The sequence below is a fragment of the Shewanella sp. LC6 genome, from assembly GCF_006385735.2.
Classification (GTDB): domain Bacteria; phylum Pseudomonadota; class Gammaproteobacteria; order Enterobacterales; family Shewanellaceae; genus Shewanella; species Shewanella xiamenensis.
This window is the reverse complement of sequence record NZ_CP043902.1, coordinates 116044-135918: the sequence shown is the minus strand read 5'-3', so window position 1 is coordinate 135918 and position 19875 is coordinate 116044. Positions and strand designations below refer to the sequence as shown.

The following is a 19875-nucleotide window of genomic DNA, read 5'->3' as shown; positions in this document are numbered from 1 at the left end:
CCCTACCAAGCCTAACAGAAATAAGAAGCGCGATGCTAGAACTGGCAGCTCGCGGTATCTGGGGTTTGCTTGCCGTTAGCATCGTACTTTTTCATACAGCCAGCTTTACCCATATCATAAATTTTTTCGTATTTGAGCTTGCCACTGCTGTCGTAGGACTTAAACACACCATGGCTTTTTGGGTTTTCTAGGTGATAGATTTTGCGTCCCTTGGTCACATGGGAAAAATCCGAAAACCCAGGTTCCTCTTGATAGATCACTCCGTTGATATAGCGCTTGTGCACCACATGTTGCTCATCAATCCGCAGCATTTCGCTGGCTAACTTGCCATTCTGGTCATAACAGACTTTATCCACGGCATAATTGCTGTCGAGATCCTCGATACAACTCACGGCACCATTATCAAAATACTCCCGCTGGATACCGCAGCGTGCAATGGCGTTATCCCAGAAATAAGGTTCACCGTTCCAGGTTTCGCCTTCTTGCTGGCAATAGTTCCATAAACTCTTTAACTGGCCGTTCGGGTAAAAGGTGTAATGGGGGCCAGAGAGACGGTTATTGATAAGATGACCATATTGTACGAGCGAATAGCCGCCGTCGGTGGAATAGCGAATGCTTGGGCCATATTCCTTACCCGCTTTATAAGTCTGCAAAGACATTAAGCGGCCGTTAGAATCGAATCGATATTCTTTATCGACTGACCCATTGGTGTAATAGCTTAATTCGGATAGTCGGCCGCCGCGATACACTCGCTGATCACCATCTTTAATCGAGCTAGTCTCGGCATTGTTTGCGTTTATTACACCCTCACAATCTCCTGTATAAGGCTCTTTTCGCATCATGCATTCATCCTGCGAGGGTTTAAGTTTTACGGCGTCATTGAACTTATACTGACTCAACTCATTCAGATCGCCGTTAGGTTCGAGCCACATTTGTGGGCCATCTAACTCGCCTTGACGATAGTTAGCTACATTGCTGACAGTATTCGGGGCTGAATACCATAGACTCTCACCGTGGAGTCTGCCCTTATCATAATGTTTAAGGGCAAACATAAAATTATCTTTATTGAATAACTTAGCCTCACCTTGGCGTAGGCCGTTCTCATAGTTGACTTCCGTCTTGTAGAGGTAAGTCACCGATTGCCTAGTGGTAAATGCATCGTTAGCATCTGGGGTTCGAATATATACCCAAAGGCCTGAACGTTTACCATCGAGGTAGCTGCCTTCACCGCTTTGAAAGCGATAATCCCCTTGGGTGACCTTTTCTACCCAAGCGCCTTGCTTCACACCCTTTTGGTATTGGCCTTTGCTGCCATCGGACTCAAGCCACTCACCGTCTTTTACGCCATTGAGATAAATGCCCTTTTCGGATAATTTCTTCGCGCCTTCAGTGCCGGAATCGTAATCTGGGGTATAGATTTCACTCGGGCCATCGGGCACGCCCTTGTTGTAGTGAATAAAGCCGTAGTTATCGGCGTCATCCATCATGGACTGCAATACCCATTTACCCTGCTTTTGGCCGTCGAGGTACTCGCCCTCCCAATAGGTTTCACGGCTGTCGGCTTCTATCCATTTACCCACTTGTTTGCCCAGCTTATAGTCACCGGCATACATCACACTGCCATTGCGGGCATCGTAGGCGGCAAAGTGACCATCAAGTTCGCCTTGAACATAATTGGCTTCACTGGCAACACCAGCCCAAGTACTGCCCATGCTCATGAATTCGTAAAAAGGCCCTGTTCGCGGGATTTTTTCGCTGCCATTTTTAAGCCAATCGACATCGTCGGCCTCATAACCAATGGCGACTAACATAAAACTGCCATCTTCTTCGACGTAGGCACTGCGATCAAACGTGGCGACTAGACTGTATTTTCGTTCACGCCCCTCGGCATCCTTATCGGTGCGAGTCACGGGATAGCGCAGCTTGTATTCCACTGCGGTTTTTACATCCGCCGCTGTGCCTTCAGAATTGCGATAACCAATTAGTGTTGGTTTGAGCTTAGAGGTCCCATCCAAAATCGCTTTAATATCAGGATCTTTTACCCCTTCCGCCTCATAGGTCATACGATACTGCTGCGGCGGCAGCTGGCTTAACACCTTGCGAACGCCGCCGACGGTAAAGGTGCTAATGCTTGGTACAACTTCATCGAGCACTGCTTGCAAGCGTGGCAATTTAGTTAGCTCTTCACCCTCAAAGCCATAACCCCGTAGATGCTGACCATCGGCATCCTTGAGCATGACGATAACTTCCTTAGTACCGCCCTTGTCAAAGTCATGGTAAAACACCGCCACGATTTCAGCGCGGCCGTAATCGTCAATACGCACACCGGGCGCATCGCCATAGAGCATTTCGCCCCATACCTGTTGATCTTTTTGATAAAAATTAAGCCATTGGCCATTGGGAAGATCCACGGGACCGTGAACCATTTTGTCATATTCCGCCGCAACCGCAGCAGGAATGACCACAAAAGAAGATAACCACACCGCACCGACAGCGGCGCATAAACGACGAATCGAAAGTTCCATTTAACTATCCTTTACACCGACACCTTGCGCCTCGTGCGCACCAGTAAACGGGGCGAATTTTAAGCTAAGAACTATGCGTCAGGAAGTAGTTGAGACAAAAAAGGCCGCTAAGCGGCCTTTTAAGATCAAATATTTAACAATCAATTATTATACATAGCATTAATTTCATGGGCGTACTTGTGATAAATCATTTTGCGACGCAACTTAAGCGTCGGCGTGATTAATCCTGCCTCCATCGAAAAAGCTTCCGGCAGCAGGGTAAACTTTTTGATTTGCTCAAAACTAGCCAACTCCTGCTGGAGCTGTTTGAGGCGCTGCTCGAAATGCTCAACCACATGGCTATGGCGCAGCAGCTCAATAGGCGACTCATACTTTAAGCCTTTTTCCTTTGCCCATGCTTCGAGGGATTCAAAGGCTGGCACAATCAGCGCCGTCACATAGTTACGCGCATCGGCAATCACCGCCACTTGTTCGATAAAAGGACAACACCCAACAGCACCCTCAACCCTTTGCGGTGCAATATATTTACCGTTAGAGGTCTTCATCAATTCTTTAATACGATCGGTAATAAACAAATTGCCGTGGGCATCGAGTCGTCCCGCATCGCCAGTCTTTAACCAGCCGTCTTCAAAGGCGGCGGCAGTATCTTCAGGGCGATTGTAATAACCACGCATCACAGTGTCGCCACGGACTAAGATTTCATCGTCTTTACCCAGTTTAATTTCGATTTCGGGCAAGACTTTACCGTTTGACCCCGCGACACGGTTATCCAAAGTGTTACAGGTCACAGTAGCGTTTGTTTCGGTCATGCCATAGCCACAAAGCACAGGAATACCAATAGCATGGAAAAAAGACGCCACATTTAAATCAAGTGCAGCACCGCCACAGGGCATAAACTTTAAGCGTCCACCGAGCACTGCCTGCAACTTGCTGTAAACCAATTTATTCGCCAAACGCCATTGCAAGGATAACCACAAACCGCCCTTAGCGCGGCCTTGGCTCACTTCAAACTGACGCTCGCCAACCCTCATCGCCCAAGCAAATAATTTTTTACGACCCTCTGCGGATTTCGCGACCTTATCCTGTACTGCGCTGTAAACCTTCTCGAGGAAACGCGGCACCACACACAAGGTATGCGGACGCACAGCACTTATCGCCTCTTTTACTCTTTGGGTATTTTGCAGATACACATTATGGCCACCACGGCATAAAACGTAGAAACTCCAGCTACGCTCAAACACATGGCTTAGCGGTAGGAAAGCTAAAGACACATCGCCAGCATTAAAAGGCAAAATCTGATCGTGCTGACGCACAGTCGAAGCCATATTGCGGTAATCCAGCATGACGCCCTTAGGATCACCCGTGGTGCCGGAGGTATAAATCAGGGTTAACAGATCATCAAGATTCGCGTCTTTTAAGCGTTGCCCCAGCTCGGCACTTTGGTCGTATGCCTGCGCTAGCACGTTATCTAAATGTCTATGCTGAGGTTTATCCTGAGCCAACTGAACTGCGGCATCGAACACAATCACATGCTCTAGAGTCGGACACTGTTTTTGTAGCTCGCAGGCCAGCGCATATTGCTTAGCGTCGTCGACAAAAATCACCTTAGCCGCCGCATCATTAATGATAAAGCTGGCTTGCTCTAAGGTACTGGTTGGGTAAATAGGCACGACAATGGCACGGCTTTTCAGAATGCCGATATCGGCACAGGTCCATTGTGGGCAGTTTTGTGACAGGATCACACAGCGGTCTTGCACTTGTACGCCGAGTTGAATCAACACTTGTGCAATTTTATGGCTGATCTCATCAAATGCCTGCCAACTGACTTGATGCCAAGGGGCTGCCATTTCAAAACCTTCCAGCGCAATAGCCTCCTTTAACGACTGGCTTTGCTGCTGTAATAGTCGAATTACGTGATATTGTTCGAGCGACATGAGTGACTCACCTTTTAGCTTACAAGTGTTCCGCTTTTGCAGCATTCTACCTGAAGGCAAGCTAAAAACTAAGAGTTTTTGCTCTAATCTTGTGCAAATGTCGCCCAAATCACGTCATTTAAGGCCGATTACAGCCCAACGATATCGCCCCGCCATAACTTTTTACGGCCGCCAAACAGGGCAATTTGCCCCAACACAACCAGTAAAAGATCGCCTATTAACCAATAATATAGATGACCATCATGCTGCAATGCCGCCAAACTGATAGACACCCATAGTGAATGCCCCAGCACCACCAGCATAGTCAAGCTAACCTGTAACACTCGGCGGCACAGGCAACCTAGCCCTAACACCAAGGCACAAGCCCAATAGGTGCTCATCACTAAATGCGCCAGCAATGGCGCACTTATCCCGCCATTGAGCCAAGTAATAAACACACTACAGAGCAACATGCCGACACTGATGAGATACAGCAATCGTTGCTGCCCTCGGGCAAAAGCATTAACCAAACCGGTTCTGCCATCAAAACCCGGCATCAATAACAGTAACTCTGTTGCACGCGCTCGTTGCACCCGACTCCAATGCACCAGCGAACAGCTGATCACACAAAACTGCGCCAGTAGCAGTAACACCGGAAAATCCCAATTAAACTGATGGGATAATACCCCCAGCACCAATGTCAGCACGGGCAGCAACAACAGCAATACGGTTAACATCGGCCCGATAAAAAAGTTAACCGGATGCAAATAACGCTCGAAACGGCTCAAAAACCGCATGGATTGCAGATTAGGCAACCAAAACCAGCCCATTTCTAACCCGTTGAGGTACACACTGCGTGCTTCCACCCGCCAAGGTAACACTAGGCAGCGGCGCCAAATCAGAACGACAAACACAAACAACACTATGATGCTCAGCCACAATGGTACTTGCTCAGCCAAAGCGCTAGAAAACGGCACTAAGATAAACAGTAAAAATGAGGAGTAAAACCATTGGGTGTGCCGCAGACACAGCAAAATAAAACCTAAGCTTATCCCTTGGGCAAACACCAGTAGCGACAGGCTAGAGGTAAAATCAAACAATACGCATAAGAGCACCGCAAGGCTAAACACGCCAATGAGCATCACCTCGCACTGGATAAAAATATTCTGCCGATAACGGGGGATTAAGATTGAGCACTCACTCGCCATCAAGCGAATCAACTGCCATGCGACCGCTGCCGAGGTAGAGACAATCCCCATGCCGACAAAAATATCAAAACTCTCCTTCTGCCCGGCCCATCCCGCCAAAACGCTCAGGGCTAAGCCAAATAATCCGGTACCCAAAAAACTCACACTGCCCACGTCAAATAACCACAGGCGCAGCATGCCGTTAAAGGGATTGATTGAATGCTGTGTTACAGGCTTATCAGTAGGTTGCACAAGCGGTTTAGCTGAACTCATTTGTGTAACTCCACAAAGAGTTGCTCCAAATTAAGCGCTTCACTTCGCTGCACGCCGGGAAGATTGAGATCGATTGCGCCACTATCCACCAGCACAGAATTACCATCACGGCTCAAAATACGCACCTGCTCAGGCAACTCCGTACCCACAGCCAGTTTGAGTAGACGCACCTCTTCCCGTAGAGCATCGATTTCCTTAAACAGCACTAATTCGCCCTGTTTAATCAGTGCCACATGACTCGCGACCCGCTCTAAATCTGAGGTGATATGGGATGAAAACAGCACCGCCGAGCCGGATTCGAGGGCCAAGTCGAACAAATCGACCATAAATTTGCGTCTGACGATAGGATCGAGACTGGCCACGGGTTCGTCGAGGATCAGCAACTCGGGACGATAGGCCATTGCCATGATCAGCGCCAAGGATTGGCGCTGGCCGACGGACAGACGTTGTACCTGTTGGCTGACATCTAACTCAAAGCGGGCAAGCCAATCTTGCTCTAACTGCATGTCCCAATGGGGATAAAAGCTGCGGTGTAAATCAAGGGCGCGCTCAACGGTAAAACCTTCATAACCAAAGGGTTGTTGTGGCACATAACCAAGGCGCTCCTTTGCGGCTGACGAAAGTTGTTCCGGCGTCTCACCTAAGGTGCGGATGTCACCCGAATCGGGCGAAAGAATCCCCAAAGCGCAGCGCATTAAGGTCGATTTACCCGCACCATTTTGTCCCAATAAGCCAACCACCATCCCGGCAGACAAGCACAAGGACAGATCCTTTAACGCCTGTTTTTCAACGCCATTTTTTCCACGAAAAACTTTGTTTACCTTAGAAAACTCAAGTATTGGGGGAAACTCTTGATCCATCGAATTGCGTCCTTTTTATTCTCGTTTTCGCTTGGGCCGACTAGGCTTGCCAGCGCTCGTTAATCAATTGCAGCAACTCGGGCAGGCTCACGCCCAGCTGCTTGGCTTGTGCCAATAAGCCATCTAATTGCGGCTCAAGCAAACTCACGCCCGACTCCATCGCCTCGGTACGGGCAGCAACCCGAGTCGCCTGCCCACGGCGGCGTTCTAACCAGCCCTGATCCACCAATTGCTGAATCGCGCGAGATACTGTCATCGGGTTCACCGCAAGGTATTCCGCAATCTGGCGCACTGAGGGTAATACGTCTTCCTCTTGCAGTTGGCCGCCCACAATCAAGCGCACGATTTGCTCGTGTAATTGCTTGTAAATTGGCTCACCACTGCTGGGGTTGACATTTAAAAGTTCTAACATTAGGCTTTACACACTGTATTAATACATTGATACACCGATACACTGCATTTAAAGTATCACACTCATCCTGAAATGCAAAAAGGAAAGCGCTCATGATAGATAGCATGATCCACAGGAAGTCCCATAATGCCGGCGCTTGCGTTGCGATTAAGCGTTCAAACACAGGCTGGCATAAACATATTTCAACTCGCAAAATCATAGGGTTGAGTACGCTTATGCTCGCTATGGCTAGCGCAACGGTTTGGGCAAGTGAAAAATCAGCTCCTTCAACAACCCCCACAAATACCTGTTATGTGGACGGTGTTTCGGACCGTTTAAACTGCGGCTTTGTGACTGTGCCTGAGAATCCCAACAAGCCCGATGGCAAACAGATCCAAGTGCATTATGTGGTCTTGCCTGCGGTGAAAAACGTCAATCATGAAGAAGCACTGCTGGCGATAGCAGGCGGCCCAGGTCAATCGGCCATAGATAATGCGGCAAGCTTTGATAGCATGCTGAATAAAGTGCGACAGCAGCGGGATATTTTGCTGATTGATCAACGCGGTACAGGTCGCTCAAATCTATTGAATTGCGATGCAGGTGAACAATCCTTACTCGCCCTCAACGATGACAATATTGATAGCTTAGCCGAGGCGCAAAAATGCCGAGATCAATTAACGGGTAGCGATGTAACCCAATACGGCAGTCTCAATGCAGTGGCAGACTTCGAAGCCGTGCGCGCCCATTTAGGCTACAAAAAGCTGCACTTATACGGCATTTCTTACGGCACACGCATGGCGCAGCTCTATATGCGTTTGTATCCCGAGCATCTAGCCACAGTCACCTTAGACGGCGTAGTGCCGATGCAGCAAAGCGTATTAGAAATCGGCTCGGCAATTGAGCGCGGCTTTGACTTATTGTTTAAAGACTGCCAAGAAACCGCGGCCTGCCATGCCGAGTTTCCTGAGCTCAAGGCCGAGTTTGACCAAGTGGTCGCAAGACTAACCGAAGGGCCAGTGATGGAGCAAGTACACGACCCGGTCACGGGTGAAAAGACCTTACTCACACTCACCCGCGCGAAGTTTTATGGCGCGATCAGAATGGCGTTATATCAAACCAATGTGCGCGCCTTAGTGCCCCATGCGATTCATCAAGCCGCCAAAGGTAACTATCAACCGCTACTCGGATTGTATGCCTTAACTACCGATGGTGCAGGCATGGCAATGGGCATGCACGCCTCCGTAGTTTGCGGTGAAGACATCCATCGCATCACCCCAGCGATGCGTGAACAGGCAAAAACCTCCTATGTTGGCAAATCTATGCTCGAAGGCCTAGAGGCATCATGCTCTGTGTGGAAAGTGCCACCCGTCGATGCCAGCTTTAGCGAGCCTATTAAGAGTGCTATCCCCACACTGTTGCTGTCGGGCGAAATAGACCCTGCCACACCACCAAGTTGGGCGGAACTTGCGATGGAAAAACTCACCAACGCTAAACACTTGGTCGCGCCATACGCCACCCATGGCGTGGCCTATCAGTCCTGTGCCAATAACTTAATCGCCGAGTTAGTGCGTACTGGTTCGGTTAAAGATCTCGATGGTGAATGTTTGAAAAAGGATGTGCGCCGTAGTTTCTATTTAAATGCCAGCTCGGTTGAGCCACTCGCGACCGAAGATGCAACCCAATCTGCCAAAGATAAGCCCAGCACTGGAGCCAAGGAGTAAGTCATGATCAAAGTATCCCATCTTTCTAAGCGCATCGGCGAAGTGCAGGCCTTAAACGATTTGAGTTTTGTTGCCGAAAATGGCCAGATCACCGGCCTACTCGGCCCTAATGGCGCGGGTAAAACCACCTGTTTACGCACCATTTTTGGCCTGTTAAAGCCCGATACTGGCACGGCTGAAATTGAAGGTATCGATGTCGCCATCGACCCGATTGGTGCTAAGCAGCAACTCGGCTTATTCCCCGATCCATTTGGCCTGTATGAGCGCCTCACGCCGCGGGAATATATCCGTTACTTCGCCGAACTCAGCGGGTTATCTGCGAGCGACGCCAAAGAAGCCACCAGCAAGGTTATCGCCAAACTGCGCCTCGAAGATATTAGCGATCGCCGCTGTAAAGGCTTCTCCCAAGGGCAACGAATGAAAACCGCCCTCGCCCAAGCCATAGTCCACAGTCCGAGCAATATTATCCTCGACGAACCGACCCGTGGGCTGGATGTAATGAGCACTCGCTTGCTGCGCGATATTCTTATCGACCTTAAAAACCAAGGGCATTGTGTGCTGTTTTCCAGCCATGTGATGCAGGAAGTCGCGGCGCTGTGCGACCAAGTGATTGTGATGGCACAGGGCCGAGTGGTGGCCATCGGCAGCCCAGAACAGCTTTGCGCACAAACGGGTAAGGCCTCACTCGAAGATGCCTTTATCCAGCTGATCGGCACCGATGAGGGTATTGCCGCATGATGACTCACAGCATCAACGCTCACACAAATTGCGATAACACCTGCTTCGACTTAAATAGCGAACAGATAAACTTGGGATAAGGAATAATCATGAACAAAATCATCGCAATGGTTCGCAAGGAACTGATAGACGCCGCCCGCGATAAACGCTCTGTGATGGCGGGGCTCTACTACGCCATCGGTACGCCGCTGATCATGTGCGGCCTGTTTATGGTGCTTATTGGCCAGCTGACCAGCCCGGACGATCTTAAAATCAGCATCACTAATCCCGACAAAGCGCCGGATTTAGTGCGTTTTTTATCTAACAAGGGCATTACCCAAGGCGAAGCTGGCGCGAAGGATTTGAAAGCCATCGAGCTGATTATCAGCCCCGACTATGCTAAGCAGATGAACCAAGGCAAAGGCGCAGAGATCACTATCGTTGCCGATAACTCAGAGGAAAAACTGCAAAACTCGATTCGCCGCTTAGAGAAACAGTTGCAGGCCTACAGCGCCGAAATGGGCAGCCTGCGCTTAATCGCCCGCGGTATCGACCCTCGCGTGGTGCAGCCCCTGAAAGTGAATGTGCACGACCAAGCCACCACCGACTCTAAGGGCGGGATGATCTTAGGCATCGCCATTTTCACTATGATTTACTCAGTGTTTATCTCGGGGATGAACTTGGCCATCGACACCAGCGCCGGTGAGCGTGAACGTAACTCCTTGGCATTGTTACTCAGCCATCCGCTAACCACGCGCCAATTAGTGCTCTCTAAAATCATTGCTGTCGGTCTGTTTGCCCTACTCGGCTTAGTGTTGATTTTATTAGTATCTAAGGTCGCCTATACCTTCGTGCCTTGGCAGGAGCTCGGCTTTAGCGTCAGCATTACCAGTGAATTTATGGCGTTGATGCTGCTGGTCGGTATCCCAGTTGCCCTGATGGCTGCCTGTTTGCAATTGTTTGTGTCCTTTATGGCCAAAACCTTTAAGGAAGCCCAGTCCTATCTAACCATGGTGCTGTTTGTGCCCTTGGCACTGTCGATGGCCGCCAGCTACAACATCGCGCCCGACGTCCTGCAATGGTTGCCCGTCTCGGGTCAGCAACAGGCACTGATGGACTTTATTAAAGGTAAAGATATGAACATGCTGCAATTGCTGGTATCGACGCTGGGCACACTCGCCATTGCGGTAATACTGGCATTCGGCATGGAAAAATCGTTAAAGAGCGAAAAAGTGATCTTCGGTTTATAACACTATCAACCCACAGAGGGCGCGCCGCGCCCTAACATTGAGTTAAGGAGCCAATCATGGAAAAAGAATTTATTATCATGGTCATTATGGTGACCTTTATTATCGGTGTAAGCGCTACAGAGATGTTTAAGCATTACCTAAAAATGCGCCAACTGGGTGGCGGAAACGATCGACAGCTTGAGGATAAACTCACCCAGCTGAGTCTACAAAATCAGGTACTGATTGAACGAGTACAAGTGCTGGAGCGCATAGTGACAGATGCAGAGGACAACGCCGCCAAGACCACACTGGCACAGCAAATTGAGGCATTAAAATAGTCGTTAATGCACCGCAGTTAAACTCGTATTACAGAGTATTAAAGCTGTGTCTATAGGCGCTAAGTCAAGCTGCGTAGTTGCGACTTAGCGCGACCACAACCGTCCATAACGAATGCCAATAAAAAACCCAAGCTAGGCTTGGGTTTATGTCATCTTGCTGTGCGGCGCGTTATTTTGCCTTAGGTCTAAAAGGCTTCATCACGGCCTCGTTACACTCGAGGTACGGCCCTTCCATCAGGTCGATACAGTAAGGAATCGCTGGGAATACCGCATCTAAACATTCGCGGATTGATTTAGGCTTGCCCGGCAGGTTCACAATTAATGAATCCCCCCGTAAGCCCGCGGTTTGGCGCGAGAGAATCGCCGTCGGTACAAACTTTAACGACTCAGCGCGCATCAGCTCGCCAAAGCCCGGCATCATGCGATCGCATACGGCCTCGGTTGCCTCAGGGGTGACATCACGTTTTGCAGGGCCAGTACCACCCGTAGTCACAATCAAGCAGCAATCCTGCTCATCAGCCATCTTGATCAGGGTCGCTTCAATCACATCCTGCTCGTCGGGGATCACTTGATAAATCGGTTCCCACTCGCTGGTGAGGTAGTCATTGAGAGTATCGATAATCGCCTTGCCCGAGATATCCTCATAAATCCCCGCGCTGGCACGATCGCTCACCGTAACAATCCCGATTTTTGCTTTGCTCATTGGAAATCCCCAATCATGTTGAAATAAAACCATATCGACCGTAAGCAGAGGAGAAACCTATGCTCCTTCGACTATAAGCCGCAGCTAAAATAGCATAAATGCTCGGCCAATGGGGCAAGTAAAACGTGATGAAGTTCGCGCAATATGCTCGAAAAAAGCTAAGGCAAGCCATAGCTCACCTTAGCTTGATAGTTTGGAGTGAAGGGTTAACTCACCTGCAACAACGTGGGTAAAGCAGGAAAAGCGCCTTTCTGGCAACAGGTTACAGCGCCGCAACGCACCGCAAACTCAACCGCCTTGCGCAACTGTGCCTGACACGCAAGTCGATGTTTTAAGGTTAAATGCTCGAGATCAAACTCCAACTCAGAACCCAGTGCAAACAAAAATCCCGCCATAAAGCTGTCACCCGCCGCCGTGGTATCTACGGCTTTAATTTGGGGGACTGGTACGCTAAATCGCTCATCTACTGTTATGCATTGCACTGGATTGGCGCCGTCAGTAATCAAAATCACTTCAACACCTTGCGCCAAACAAAACTGCAAATAATCTTCGAAACTCTTATTCCGCGTTAAGGCTAAATAGTCGGCTTCTTCACGGCTCATTTTCAGCACTTGTGTGTAACGAAAACACTGCTCTACTCGCTCTGCAAGCAATGCGGTATCGGGCCAGAGTGATAAGCGCAAGTTAACATCAAAACTCACTATCTTATTGAATGAATTAGCACAACGGGCGCCATAGAGACTCGCGTTAAAAATGTTCGCTTCGGTAAAGGTATTAGAACAGAGATGGAAAATATCCATCTGCGGCCATGGAATGGCATCGAAATGGCGCGGGCTATAGCACAGATCGGCCGTAGCCTGACGGTTAAACTCGAAGGTTCGTTCACCATTTTCATCCAAATTTACGACCACTGTCGCCGTTGGCGCACCTGGCACTTCGGTCAAGTAATCCGTTACAACCCCTTCATTCGCTAGGGCTTGTTTTAACATTGCGCCATAATCATCGCAGCTAATGCCGCCAGCAAAATAACTCTTACCGCCCAGTTTGGCATAACCTACAGCCACGTTTGCAGGCGCGCCGCCTGCAATGGCTTGATGGGATTTGTCGCTAGCCTCCGTGGGTAATAAATCCACTAACACCTCACCAAAACTGAGTAATACCGTCATATGGATCCCTTTATATTTCTATTAGTTAAGCAAAAAGCCCATGCTGGATGGGCCTTTTAAATTGTCGGTTTTAAACCCCAAACCCGCCGGAGTTAAAACTCGTATTTCAAGGTTGCACTCGTGGTTCTGCCATTAATGGTGCGAGCGCGGATAATATTGTTATCAGGAATCGAACCTTCCTCTGCTTCGGTAATACCCGTAGCGTCAAACAGGTTGTTGACGTTTAAGGAGACACTTAAGGCCTGAGTTAAGTTGTAGGTTGCAAAGGCATTGACCTGATTGTAACCATCAAACTTGAGGTCATTATTATCCTGTGCATAGGAGTCAGTAGTGCCAATCAGGTTGATACCCACTGAACCTTGGTCAAAGTTATAACGTCCCATCAGCGAGTAGATAAAGTCGGCCTGTCTTCTTGGAGTATTCCCGACAACGTCGGGTGTTAGAGCGTCCTTAGCAATTTCAGCGTCGGTCCAAGTGACATTGCCCCTAAAATCGAAGTCACCGATAAAATAGGCCGATTCAATTTCAATTCCTTTAGCTTTGTACTTACGGTCGAAGAAACGCTGACTCGTCGCCTCAAAGTTTTGCTCCTCGGTCTCTGAATAGAAGGCGGTCGCGAACACCGATAAGTCATCGTAACGGTACTTAACGCCTAACTCATATTGATCCACATTATCGACAGCATCTTCTTTTGCCACTGAACCATCGGCACGAACCTTACCAAACAACAGGCGATCCGCATTGGCGCGGCCACCATGACTCAAGCGACCAAATGCAGCTAAATCACTGGAAAACTGATAGTTTGCACCGAGAGAATAGGAGGTGTAACTCCAGTCATAATTTACGGTTTGCGGATTGGCATTATCGATAGAAGAGACACTTTGCTCAGGAATAGAGATAACGCCATCCAAGTTCATATCGACTTGCGATTGCACATTGCCGGCGTAGTAACCACTGGCATCACCGCTGTCGTAACGCACACTGGCATCCAGCGACAAATCCCCAAAGCTCGACGCGACCGCAAGATAAGGCGCCTTAATGTTGTATTCGGTATCGTAATTACGTTGGCAACAGTTGCCCCAATAAGGCACGCCATAGCCGTACAGTCCAGCATCTGAATAGGCGGTACCATCGGCGGCCACAACATCAAGCAATGCGGCGTTATCCCCTTTGACTTCCATCAAATAGGAGTTCCACATCCAGGTCATATTGATATTTTGGGTGGCATTGTAATAACCCACAGTAACGCTGGTATCGTCAAAGGTTTTCGTTAATTTTAAGTCGTTTACGATTGAGCCAAAGTCATTCATCTTAACGTCGAAGGTATGGATCCGCATGGCGAGTCCATCCATAGGATTGCCCGCATCAGGGCCATTGGCATAAATTAACTTAGCGCCAGTGCCGGCGATACTGGCCGCAATGTCGGCGCCATTAGCCACCTCGGCTGGGAATGGTGCCATAAAATTGCCGCTCACATCCGAGAAACGGAAGCGGTTTTCGACCTGCCAATCATTGCCTAAATCAAAAGACGCCTCTAAACCCACAGAGTTAACCTCAGGGTTCATCCCATCGCGCATATCACCGCGACGACGCTCACCATCGGCGCCCAAACTCAGGGTTGAGAGGAAATATGCTGACTGAATGGCATCGGATTTCGCATTAAAACCTGGGACAGAGCTACCGTCCGAATACATTGGCATGGGTAAGTAGCCAATACTTTTATCATCTAAGTGCTTGAAATAAAGACGAACATAGCCACTATCGAACTCTTTGGTTATGTTAGCTTTTACCTGACCGCCCTTGTTGGCGTCATAACCTGCTTGGCGAGGGCCTTCACCAGTACGCACAAAACCACCCACATGGAAACGCAGGCTGTCATTGATGCTGGTGCCATATTCAAAGTCGGTACGGAAGGTATCGTAGTCCAAGCCAAAGGTGGTCGACACGCTGCCAGCATCTGAACTTCCGGTTTTACTGATCACGTTAATAATGCCACCGGGCGCATTACTGGCTGCAGTTGATGCCGAACCACCACGAATAGATTCAATGGTTTGTACTGTAGAGTCTAAACGTAAAAAGATATCCGCATTACCAAAGGCAATATCGCCAAACTGCAGAATTGGTAAACCATCTTCTTGAATTTGGAGAAACTTAGCACCACCCGATGCCACAGGTAAGCCACGGACAGCAATGTTAGCGTTACCTTCGCCGCCCGTTGATTCCACCTTCATCCCTGGAATGATCCGAAATGCTTCGGCGGATGAACGTGGAGTACTAACCTCCAACTCGGCGAGTGATACGCTGCTGACTGACACGCTCGAGTCCATGACGCGGGTGCCACGGGCCACGCCCGTAACAGTAATGCGCTCAAGGCCTAACGCATCTTTCTTGGTTTCTTCCTGTGCAGGTGCATCGGCAGCCCAAAGCTGAGAACTCACCAAGACGGCGATTGTGCTTAACAAGAATTGTTGTGATGTGCGATTTATCATTTTTATGTCCCCACCCATATTTGAGAAGCCGCCCCTCTCCCCACGGCGACTTCTACTGAAATTGTTGTTAATCGATTAGCCTGTTATTTCACTTTACTAAAAAACATCTTAATCGATTAAGTTAACAAGTTAGCAACTAAATAACAAAAAGCAAGTGCATTTTTTGTACAAACCAACAAACTTAAAGTGGGAACAACAGACAATTAATTGATTCATTAGAGAAATGTGACATAAAAATTTTTTCTGTCACATTTCAATTTAAGCAGTTTCACGGCCCAACAATGATTGGGTAGGATCTTTAATCAGATTAACGCCCGCTAACAGGCACAGTAAAACGGCAAACCCAGTTGCGAGGTAAAAGCCATACTTCACATGGCCGAAAATATCCCCAACTAACCCCATACAAAGGGGAGCCAGCGCCGCAGAAACCGCGGTAAAAAACAGGATAACTCCAGCCACAGAACCGTGCTGCGCCACGGGGAAACAACTGATCCCCTTGGAGTTTAAGGTGGGATATATCATTGACATAAACAGCCCAGAGAGCGGCAAGAGAATAACAGCGGCCTCAACCCCATAGAGCATAGAGCCGAGATAGCAAAGGCTAATCGCTAAGCTAAACCAGAACATAACCTGTTGCCATGAAAAGTGATTTAGTATCCATCCGCCCAAAAACCGCCCACCCGCTCGCAGGGTAAAAAAGAGGGTCAAGGCATAAGCCGCCAGTACAGTGTAATCGCCCTGATACTCTTGCAGCAGGCTAGGCATCCATACATAAATCGCCACTTCGGTGGCCACATACAAACCAATCGCAAGGGAAAACCCTAATGCATAAGGGTTTTTCATCATGCGGAAGGTGTTCGCCAGATTAATTGTCTCCGTCGAGGATTGCTTAACCTGCGGATAATCGGCCCTAAACGCCAACCAACAAAGCAGCAGACAAAAAATCCCTGCCCCAAAATACAAATACTTCCATGACACACCACTGATAAGCAGATAGCTAACGATAGCTGGCCCCACCATAGCGCCAACCCCAAAGAATCCTTCGACCGTGTTCATGGTGCTGGAATGTTGTTTTGGTGACCGAGAGATATCACCGATCAGAGCTAAAGCCCCAGTTTTAAATACCCCAATTGCCAAGCCCACCAAGGCCAATAGCATCAGGAAATAATAAAACGACTCCCCAAGCGCAAATAAAAAACAGGCAATAGCGAACAACAACAACCCTAATAAAATGGTTAGTTTACGCCCTATTTTATCCGCCAAAAAACCCAGAAACAGACCGCTTATTGCGATAAAAATCATCGGCATATAATGGAAGGCGCTCGCCTGAGACAAAGAGAGGCCAAATTCAGATATCAGCTGCGGGATGATCACGCCCACGGCATCGGAGGTCATAGCAAACATAAAAAACATTAAATACGTCAGCACTCTAATACGAGTGTGATGGCGATTTTCTACAGAATTTGAATCACTTACCATACTGTTTCACCTTATCGTTATCGCGCCTAACTCCCTTTGAAGCTGGCTAAGCCCCAAACAGCTTTAGGCATTATTTATGTACAGCAGTGAGCTAATCCCCCCAAAACCTAAGACTAACTCAAAAATAAAACAAACCACTTGAATAATGTTTCACATTGGTTAAATATACAACTTAATCGATTAAGTTTGTTTGCGCAATTTATAAATAAAAGCGGGCAAACTTTACTCTGGGAAGGCTACTCAAACGTGGGCAAAGTATGAAAAATCAAGTGCAATTGATCACCTATGTCGATCGGATAACCGGTGCCGGACTCAAAGAACTCAAAGCCTTACTCAATAACGAGTTACAGGGGTTATTTGGGGGCGTTCACCTACTGCCCTTTTACTATCCTATCGATGGCAGCGATGCGGGTTTTGATCCCATAGACCATGTGCAAGTGGATTCTCGCTTAGGTGATTGGGACGATGTCAAAAGCATAGGTGAAGAGTTCGACATCATGGCCGACTTGATCGTTAACCATATGTCCGCGGAGTCTCCCGAGTTTAAAGATGTGCTCAAGCATGGCAAACAATCGGCTTACTGGGATTTATTCCTAACCAAGGACAAGGTATTCCCCGAAGGATTAAGCGAGCAGGATCAAAAAGCTATCTACCGCCCTCGCCCAGGGAGCTGTTTTAGCACTTACACCTTAGCGGATGGTTCAACGGAAGAGTTTTGGACCACCTTTACCCGCAACCAGATCGATATCGACGTTAATTCCGCAGCAGGTAAGGATTACTTAAACCGCGTATTGGCGCGATTTAACCACAGCAAAGTCAATTTAATCCGCTTAGATGCCGCAGGTTATGCAATCAAAAAGCCCGGCACTAGCTGCTTTATGATTGAGGAGTCCTTCGAGTTCGTGGATAAATTAGCAAAGCAAGCCAATCAGTTAGGCATGACAACCCTAGCCGAAATCCACTCACATCATATGACGCAAATCGATATCGCCAAACGGGTCGATATGGTTTACGACTTTGCATTACCGCCGCTGATTTTACACACGCTCTTCAGCCAAGATTGTCGCGCCCTGAGCCACTGGCTTGAAATGGCGCCTCGCAACTGCATTACCGTACTAGATACCCACGATGGTATTGGCATTATCGATGTCGGCCCAATGGATGGCTTGCGCGGATTATTAGACGAAAAACAAATCGATAATCTAGTTGAAACCATACACAGCAACAGTCAAGGCGAGAGTTTGCAAGCCACAGGGGCGGCCGCCAGCAATGTCGATTTGTATCAAATCAACTGCACCTACTACGATGCCCTAGGGCAAAATGACCTAGATTACTTGATGGCGCGAGCAATTCAGTTTTTCGCACCAGGTATTCCACAGGTCTACTACACAGGCCTGCTTGCCATACCAAACGACATGACGTTGCTGAATCAAACCCACATCGGCCGAGACATTAATCGCCCCTATTTAAACCGAGAAAAGGTGCAACAAGCCCTGCAAAAGCCTGTCGTTAACGCTTTAATTAAATTGATAAAACTGCGTAATAGTAGCGCAGCATTCAATGGCGGCTTTTCGATGGCTGCCAGTGGAAAATCACTAACACTCACATGGTCTGCACAAAATGCATCGGCCAGTCTTAGTCTCGACTTTGCCCATAAACAAGGGCTGATCACCCTGCTTGATGAGCAAGGCATCGAAACCCAAATTGCCTTGACCGACCTGCTTACCCCTGCGCAGGGGTAAATACCAAACATAAAACAAAAGGCGCTTTAACAGCGCCTTTTGCATTTAAAAATCAATACATTAGCAGCTTTTACCTAACCGTAATTCATACCCTAATACCTGAGCATGCACGGCATCGTCGATAAACATCTGCGCCGCCATTTGGCCTTTTTGCTCTGAGTATTGATAAACCGTGGTCAGCGGTGGAGTTGAGCGAGTTGCCTCATCAATACCATCAAATCCCACAACACGAATATCCTCTGGAATTGCTAATCCCATGGCCTGCGCCTCCCCCATCACACTGAGAGCAATTAAGTCGCTCATACATAAAAATACATTGGGTCTTGGGGTCGAATTCAGTGCCTCCTTAGCCGCTATCCGTGCATATTCCGCATTACTTTCTGGAATATTCCAAATCCGATCATTACCAAGGGTGACACCCGTTTCCTCAATCGCCTGTAAGTATCCCTGCAACCTCTGGTGTGCAATCGACATATCGATTTCGAGCAAATTCAAATCGTAAACTCGGCAGGTTAAATGGGTATCGAGCAACCTTAACCCTAATACAGCCACCTGATCGGTGGGAGATTTTAACGCTAATTTGGCCACCTCATAGGCGGCTAACTTATTGTCGATGCTGACAGAAGCGTTGCGGTGGATATCAAAATCCACAGTAACCACCTTCTTCTTAACTTGTTTTAGTTGCTCGGCAAGCAAGGCATTGCGCGGGCGACCATAACAAATAAACCCATCCACAAAATCGGCCACTGCATTCACACTGTCGGAGCTGCCAGAAAACAACAATAAGTTTAGTTTTTCCCGCTCCAATACCGAAGCTACCCCCTTCATAAACTTACTGGCGACAGGATCGGACACCATATATTCAACACTATCGGACAATACCAACGCGACGGTATCAAATTTGCCCCTACGTAGGGACTGCGCCGCCTTGTTTGGGCCAAAGTAACCCAATTTAGAACAGGCGGCCAAAATTTCGTTGCGGCGTTTTTCCGATAGTTGATCGGGACGATTAAAAGCATTAGAAACAGTGGCGTTAGAGACACCTAGCTCGTTAGCTATGCTTTTTAAGGTCCAGTTTTTAGTTGTCATGCAGAATTCCTGGCAAAGAATGGGGTCACAGCGGAAGCTAACCTATCGCAAAT

At 48.3% G+C, this 19875-nt stretch carries 15 protein-coding genes; 5 read left to right on the top strand and 10 right to left on the bottom strand.

Features of this window, described 5'->3' with window-relative positions; genetic code table 11:
- Positions 1-35: 35 nt before the first annotated feature.
- The 5 genes from FJD32_RS00565 to FJD32_RS00545 all read right to left on the bottom strand — a co-directional run bounded on the left by FJD32_RS00565 (position 36) and on the right by FJD32_RS00545 (position 7170).
- The gene (locus FJD32_RS00565; RefSeq protein WP_088586467.1) at positions 36-2525 is read right to left on the bottom strand and encodes a hypothetical protein; all 2490 of its coding nucleotides are present in this window, start codon (positions 2523-2525) and stop codon (positions 36-38) included.
- 140 nt (positions 2526-2665) lie between these two features.
- Entirely contained in the window at positions 2666-4459 is a 1794-nt protein-coding gene (locus FJD32_RS00560) for a long-chain fatty acid--CoA ligase (RefSeq protein ID WP_069453857.1), read from the bottom strand.
- Positions 4460-4587: 128 nt separating this feature from the next.
- A complete protein-coding gene (locus tag FJD32_RS00555; RefSeq protein WP_069453858.1) occupies positions 4588-5898 on the bottom strand; it encodes an ABC transporter permease in 1311 nt (436 codons plus the stop codon).
- Positions 5895-6758 (bottom strand): ABC transporter ATP-binding protein, encoded by an 864-nt coding sequence (locus FJD32_RS00550; RefSeq protein ID WP_047536432.1) that lies wholly within the window; start codon positions 6756-6758, stop codon positions 5895-5897. The genes FJD32_RS00555 and FJD32_RS00550 overlap by 4 nt, the downstream gene beginning before the upstream one ends.
- Positions 6759-6798: 40 nt before the next feature.
- On the bottom strand, positions 6799-7170 hold the full coding sequence (locus FJD32_RS00545) for a GntR family transcriptional regulator (RefSeq protein ID WP_037427968.1): 372 nt from the start codon (positions 7168-7170) through the stop codon (positions 6799-6801).
- A 92-nt stretch (positions 7171-7262) separates the two neighbouring features.
- Between FJD32_RS00545 and FJD32_RS00540 the strand changes: the two genes are divergently transcribed.
- The 4 genes from FJD32_RS00540 (at position 7263) to FJD32_RS00525 (ending at position 11154) form a co-directional block, all read left to right on the top strand.
- Positions 7263-8870, top strand: coding sequence for an alpha/beta hydrolase (locus FJD32_RS00540; RefSeq protein ID WP_088586466.1), 1608 nt, complete (start codon positions 7263-7265; stop codon positions 8868-8870).
- 3 nt (positions 8871-8873) lie between these two features.
- Positions 8874-9608, top strand: a complete 735-nt coding sequence (locus FJD32_RS00535) for an ATP-binding cassette domain-containing protein (RefSeq protein ID WP_037416198.1) — start codon at positions 8874-8876, stop codon at positions 9606-9608.
- Between the two features lie 89 nt (positions 9609-9697).
- Entirely contained in the window at positions 9698-10837 is a 1140-nt protein-coding gene (locus FJD32_RS00530) for an ABC transporter permease (RefSeq protein ID WP_037427971.1), read from the top strand.
- Between the two features lie 56 nt (positions 10838-10893).
- Positions 10894-11154 (top strand): phage-shock protein, encoded by a 261-nt coding sequence (locus tag FJD32_RS00525; RefSeq protein ID WP_037416192.1) that lies wholly within the window; start codon positions 10894-10896, stop codon positions 11152-11154.
- Between the two features lie 169 nt (positions 11155-11323).
- Here FJD32_RS00525 and mog read toward each other — a convergent pair whose 3' ends face one another.
- From mog to FJD32_RS00505, 4 genes are all read right to left on the bottom strand, one after another.
- Positions 11324-11857, bottom strand: coding sequence for a molybdopterin adenylyltransferase (gene mog, locus FJD32_RS00520; RefSeq protein ID WP_088587005.1), 534 nt, complete (start codon positions 11855-11857; stop codon positions 11324-11326).
- Positions 11858-12063: 206 nt separating this feature from the next.
- The gene (locus FJD32_RS00515; protein WP_088586465.1) at positions 12064-13023 is read right to left on the bottom strand and encodes a carbohydrate kinase; all 960 of its coding nucleotides are present in this window, start codon (positions 13021-13023) and stop codon (positions 12064-12066) included.
- 92 nt (positions 13024-13115) lie between these two features.
- A complete protein-coding gene (locus tag FJD32_RS00510) occupies positions 13116-15512 on the bottom strand; it encodes a TonB-dependent receptor (RefSeq protein ID WP_088586464.1) in 2397 nt (798 codons plus the stop codon).
- Positions 15513-15770: 258 nt separating this feature from the next.
- Positions 15771-16991: an MFS transporter gene (locus FJD32_RS00505; RefSeq protein WP_088586463.1), complete on the bottom strand. Its 1221-nt coding sequence runs from the start codon at positions 16989-16991 to the stop codon at positions 15771-15773.
- Between the two features lie 257 nt (positions 16992-17248).
- On the opposite strand from FJD32_RS00505, the gene gtfA reads away from it, so the two are divergent.
- Positions 17249-18733: a sucrose phosphorylase gene (gtfA, locus tag FJD32_RS00500; RefSeq protein ID WP_088586462.1), complete on the top strand. Its 1485-nt coding sequence runs from the start codon at positions 17249-17251 to the stop codon at positions 18731-18733.
- Between the two features lie 60 nt (positions 18734-18793).
- Here the strand turns inward: gtfA and FJD32_RS00495 are convergent, their stop codons facing one another.
- A complete protein-coding gene (locus tag FJD32_RS00495) occupies positions 18794-19822 on the bottom strand; it encodes a LacI family DNA-binding transcriptional regulator (protein WP_088586461.1) in 1029 nt (342 codons plus the stop codon).
- Between the last annotated feature and the right edge of the window lie 53 nt (positions 19823-19875).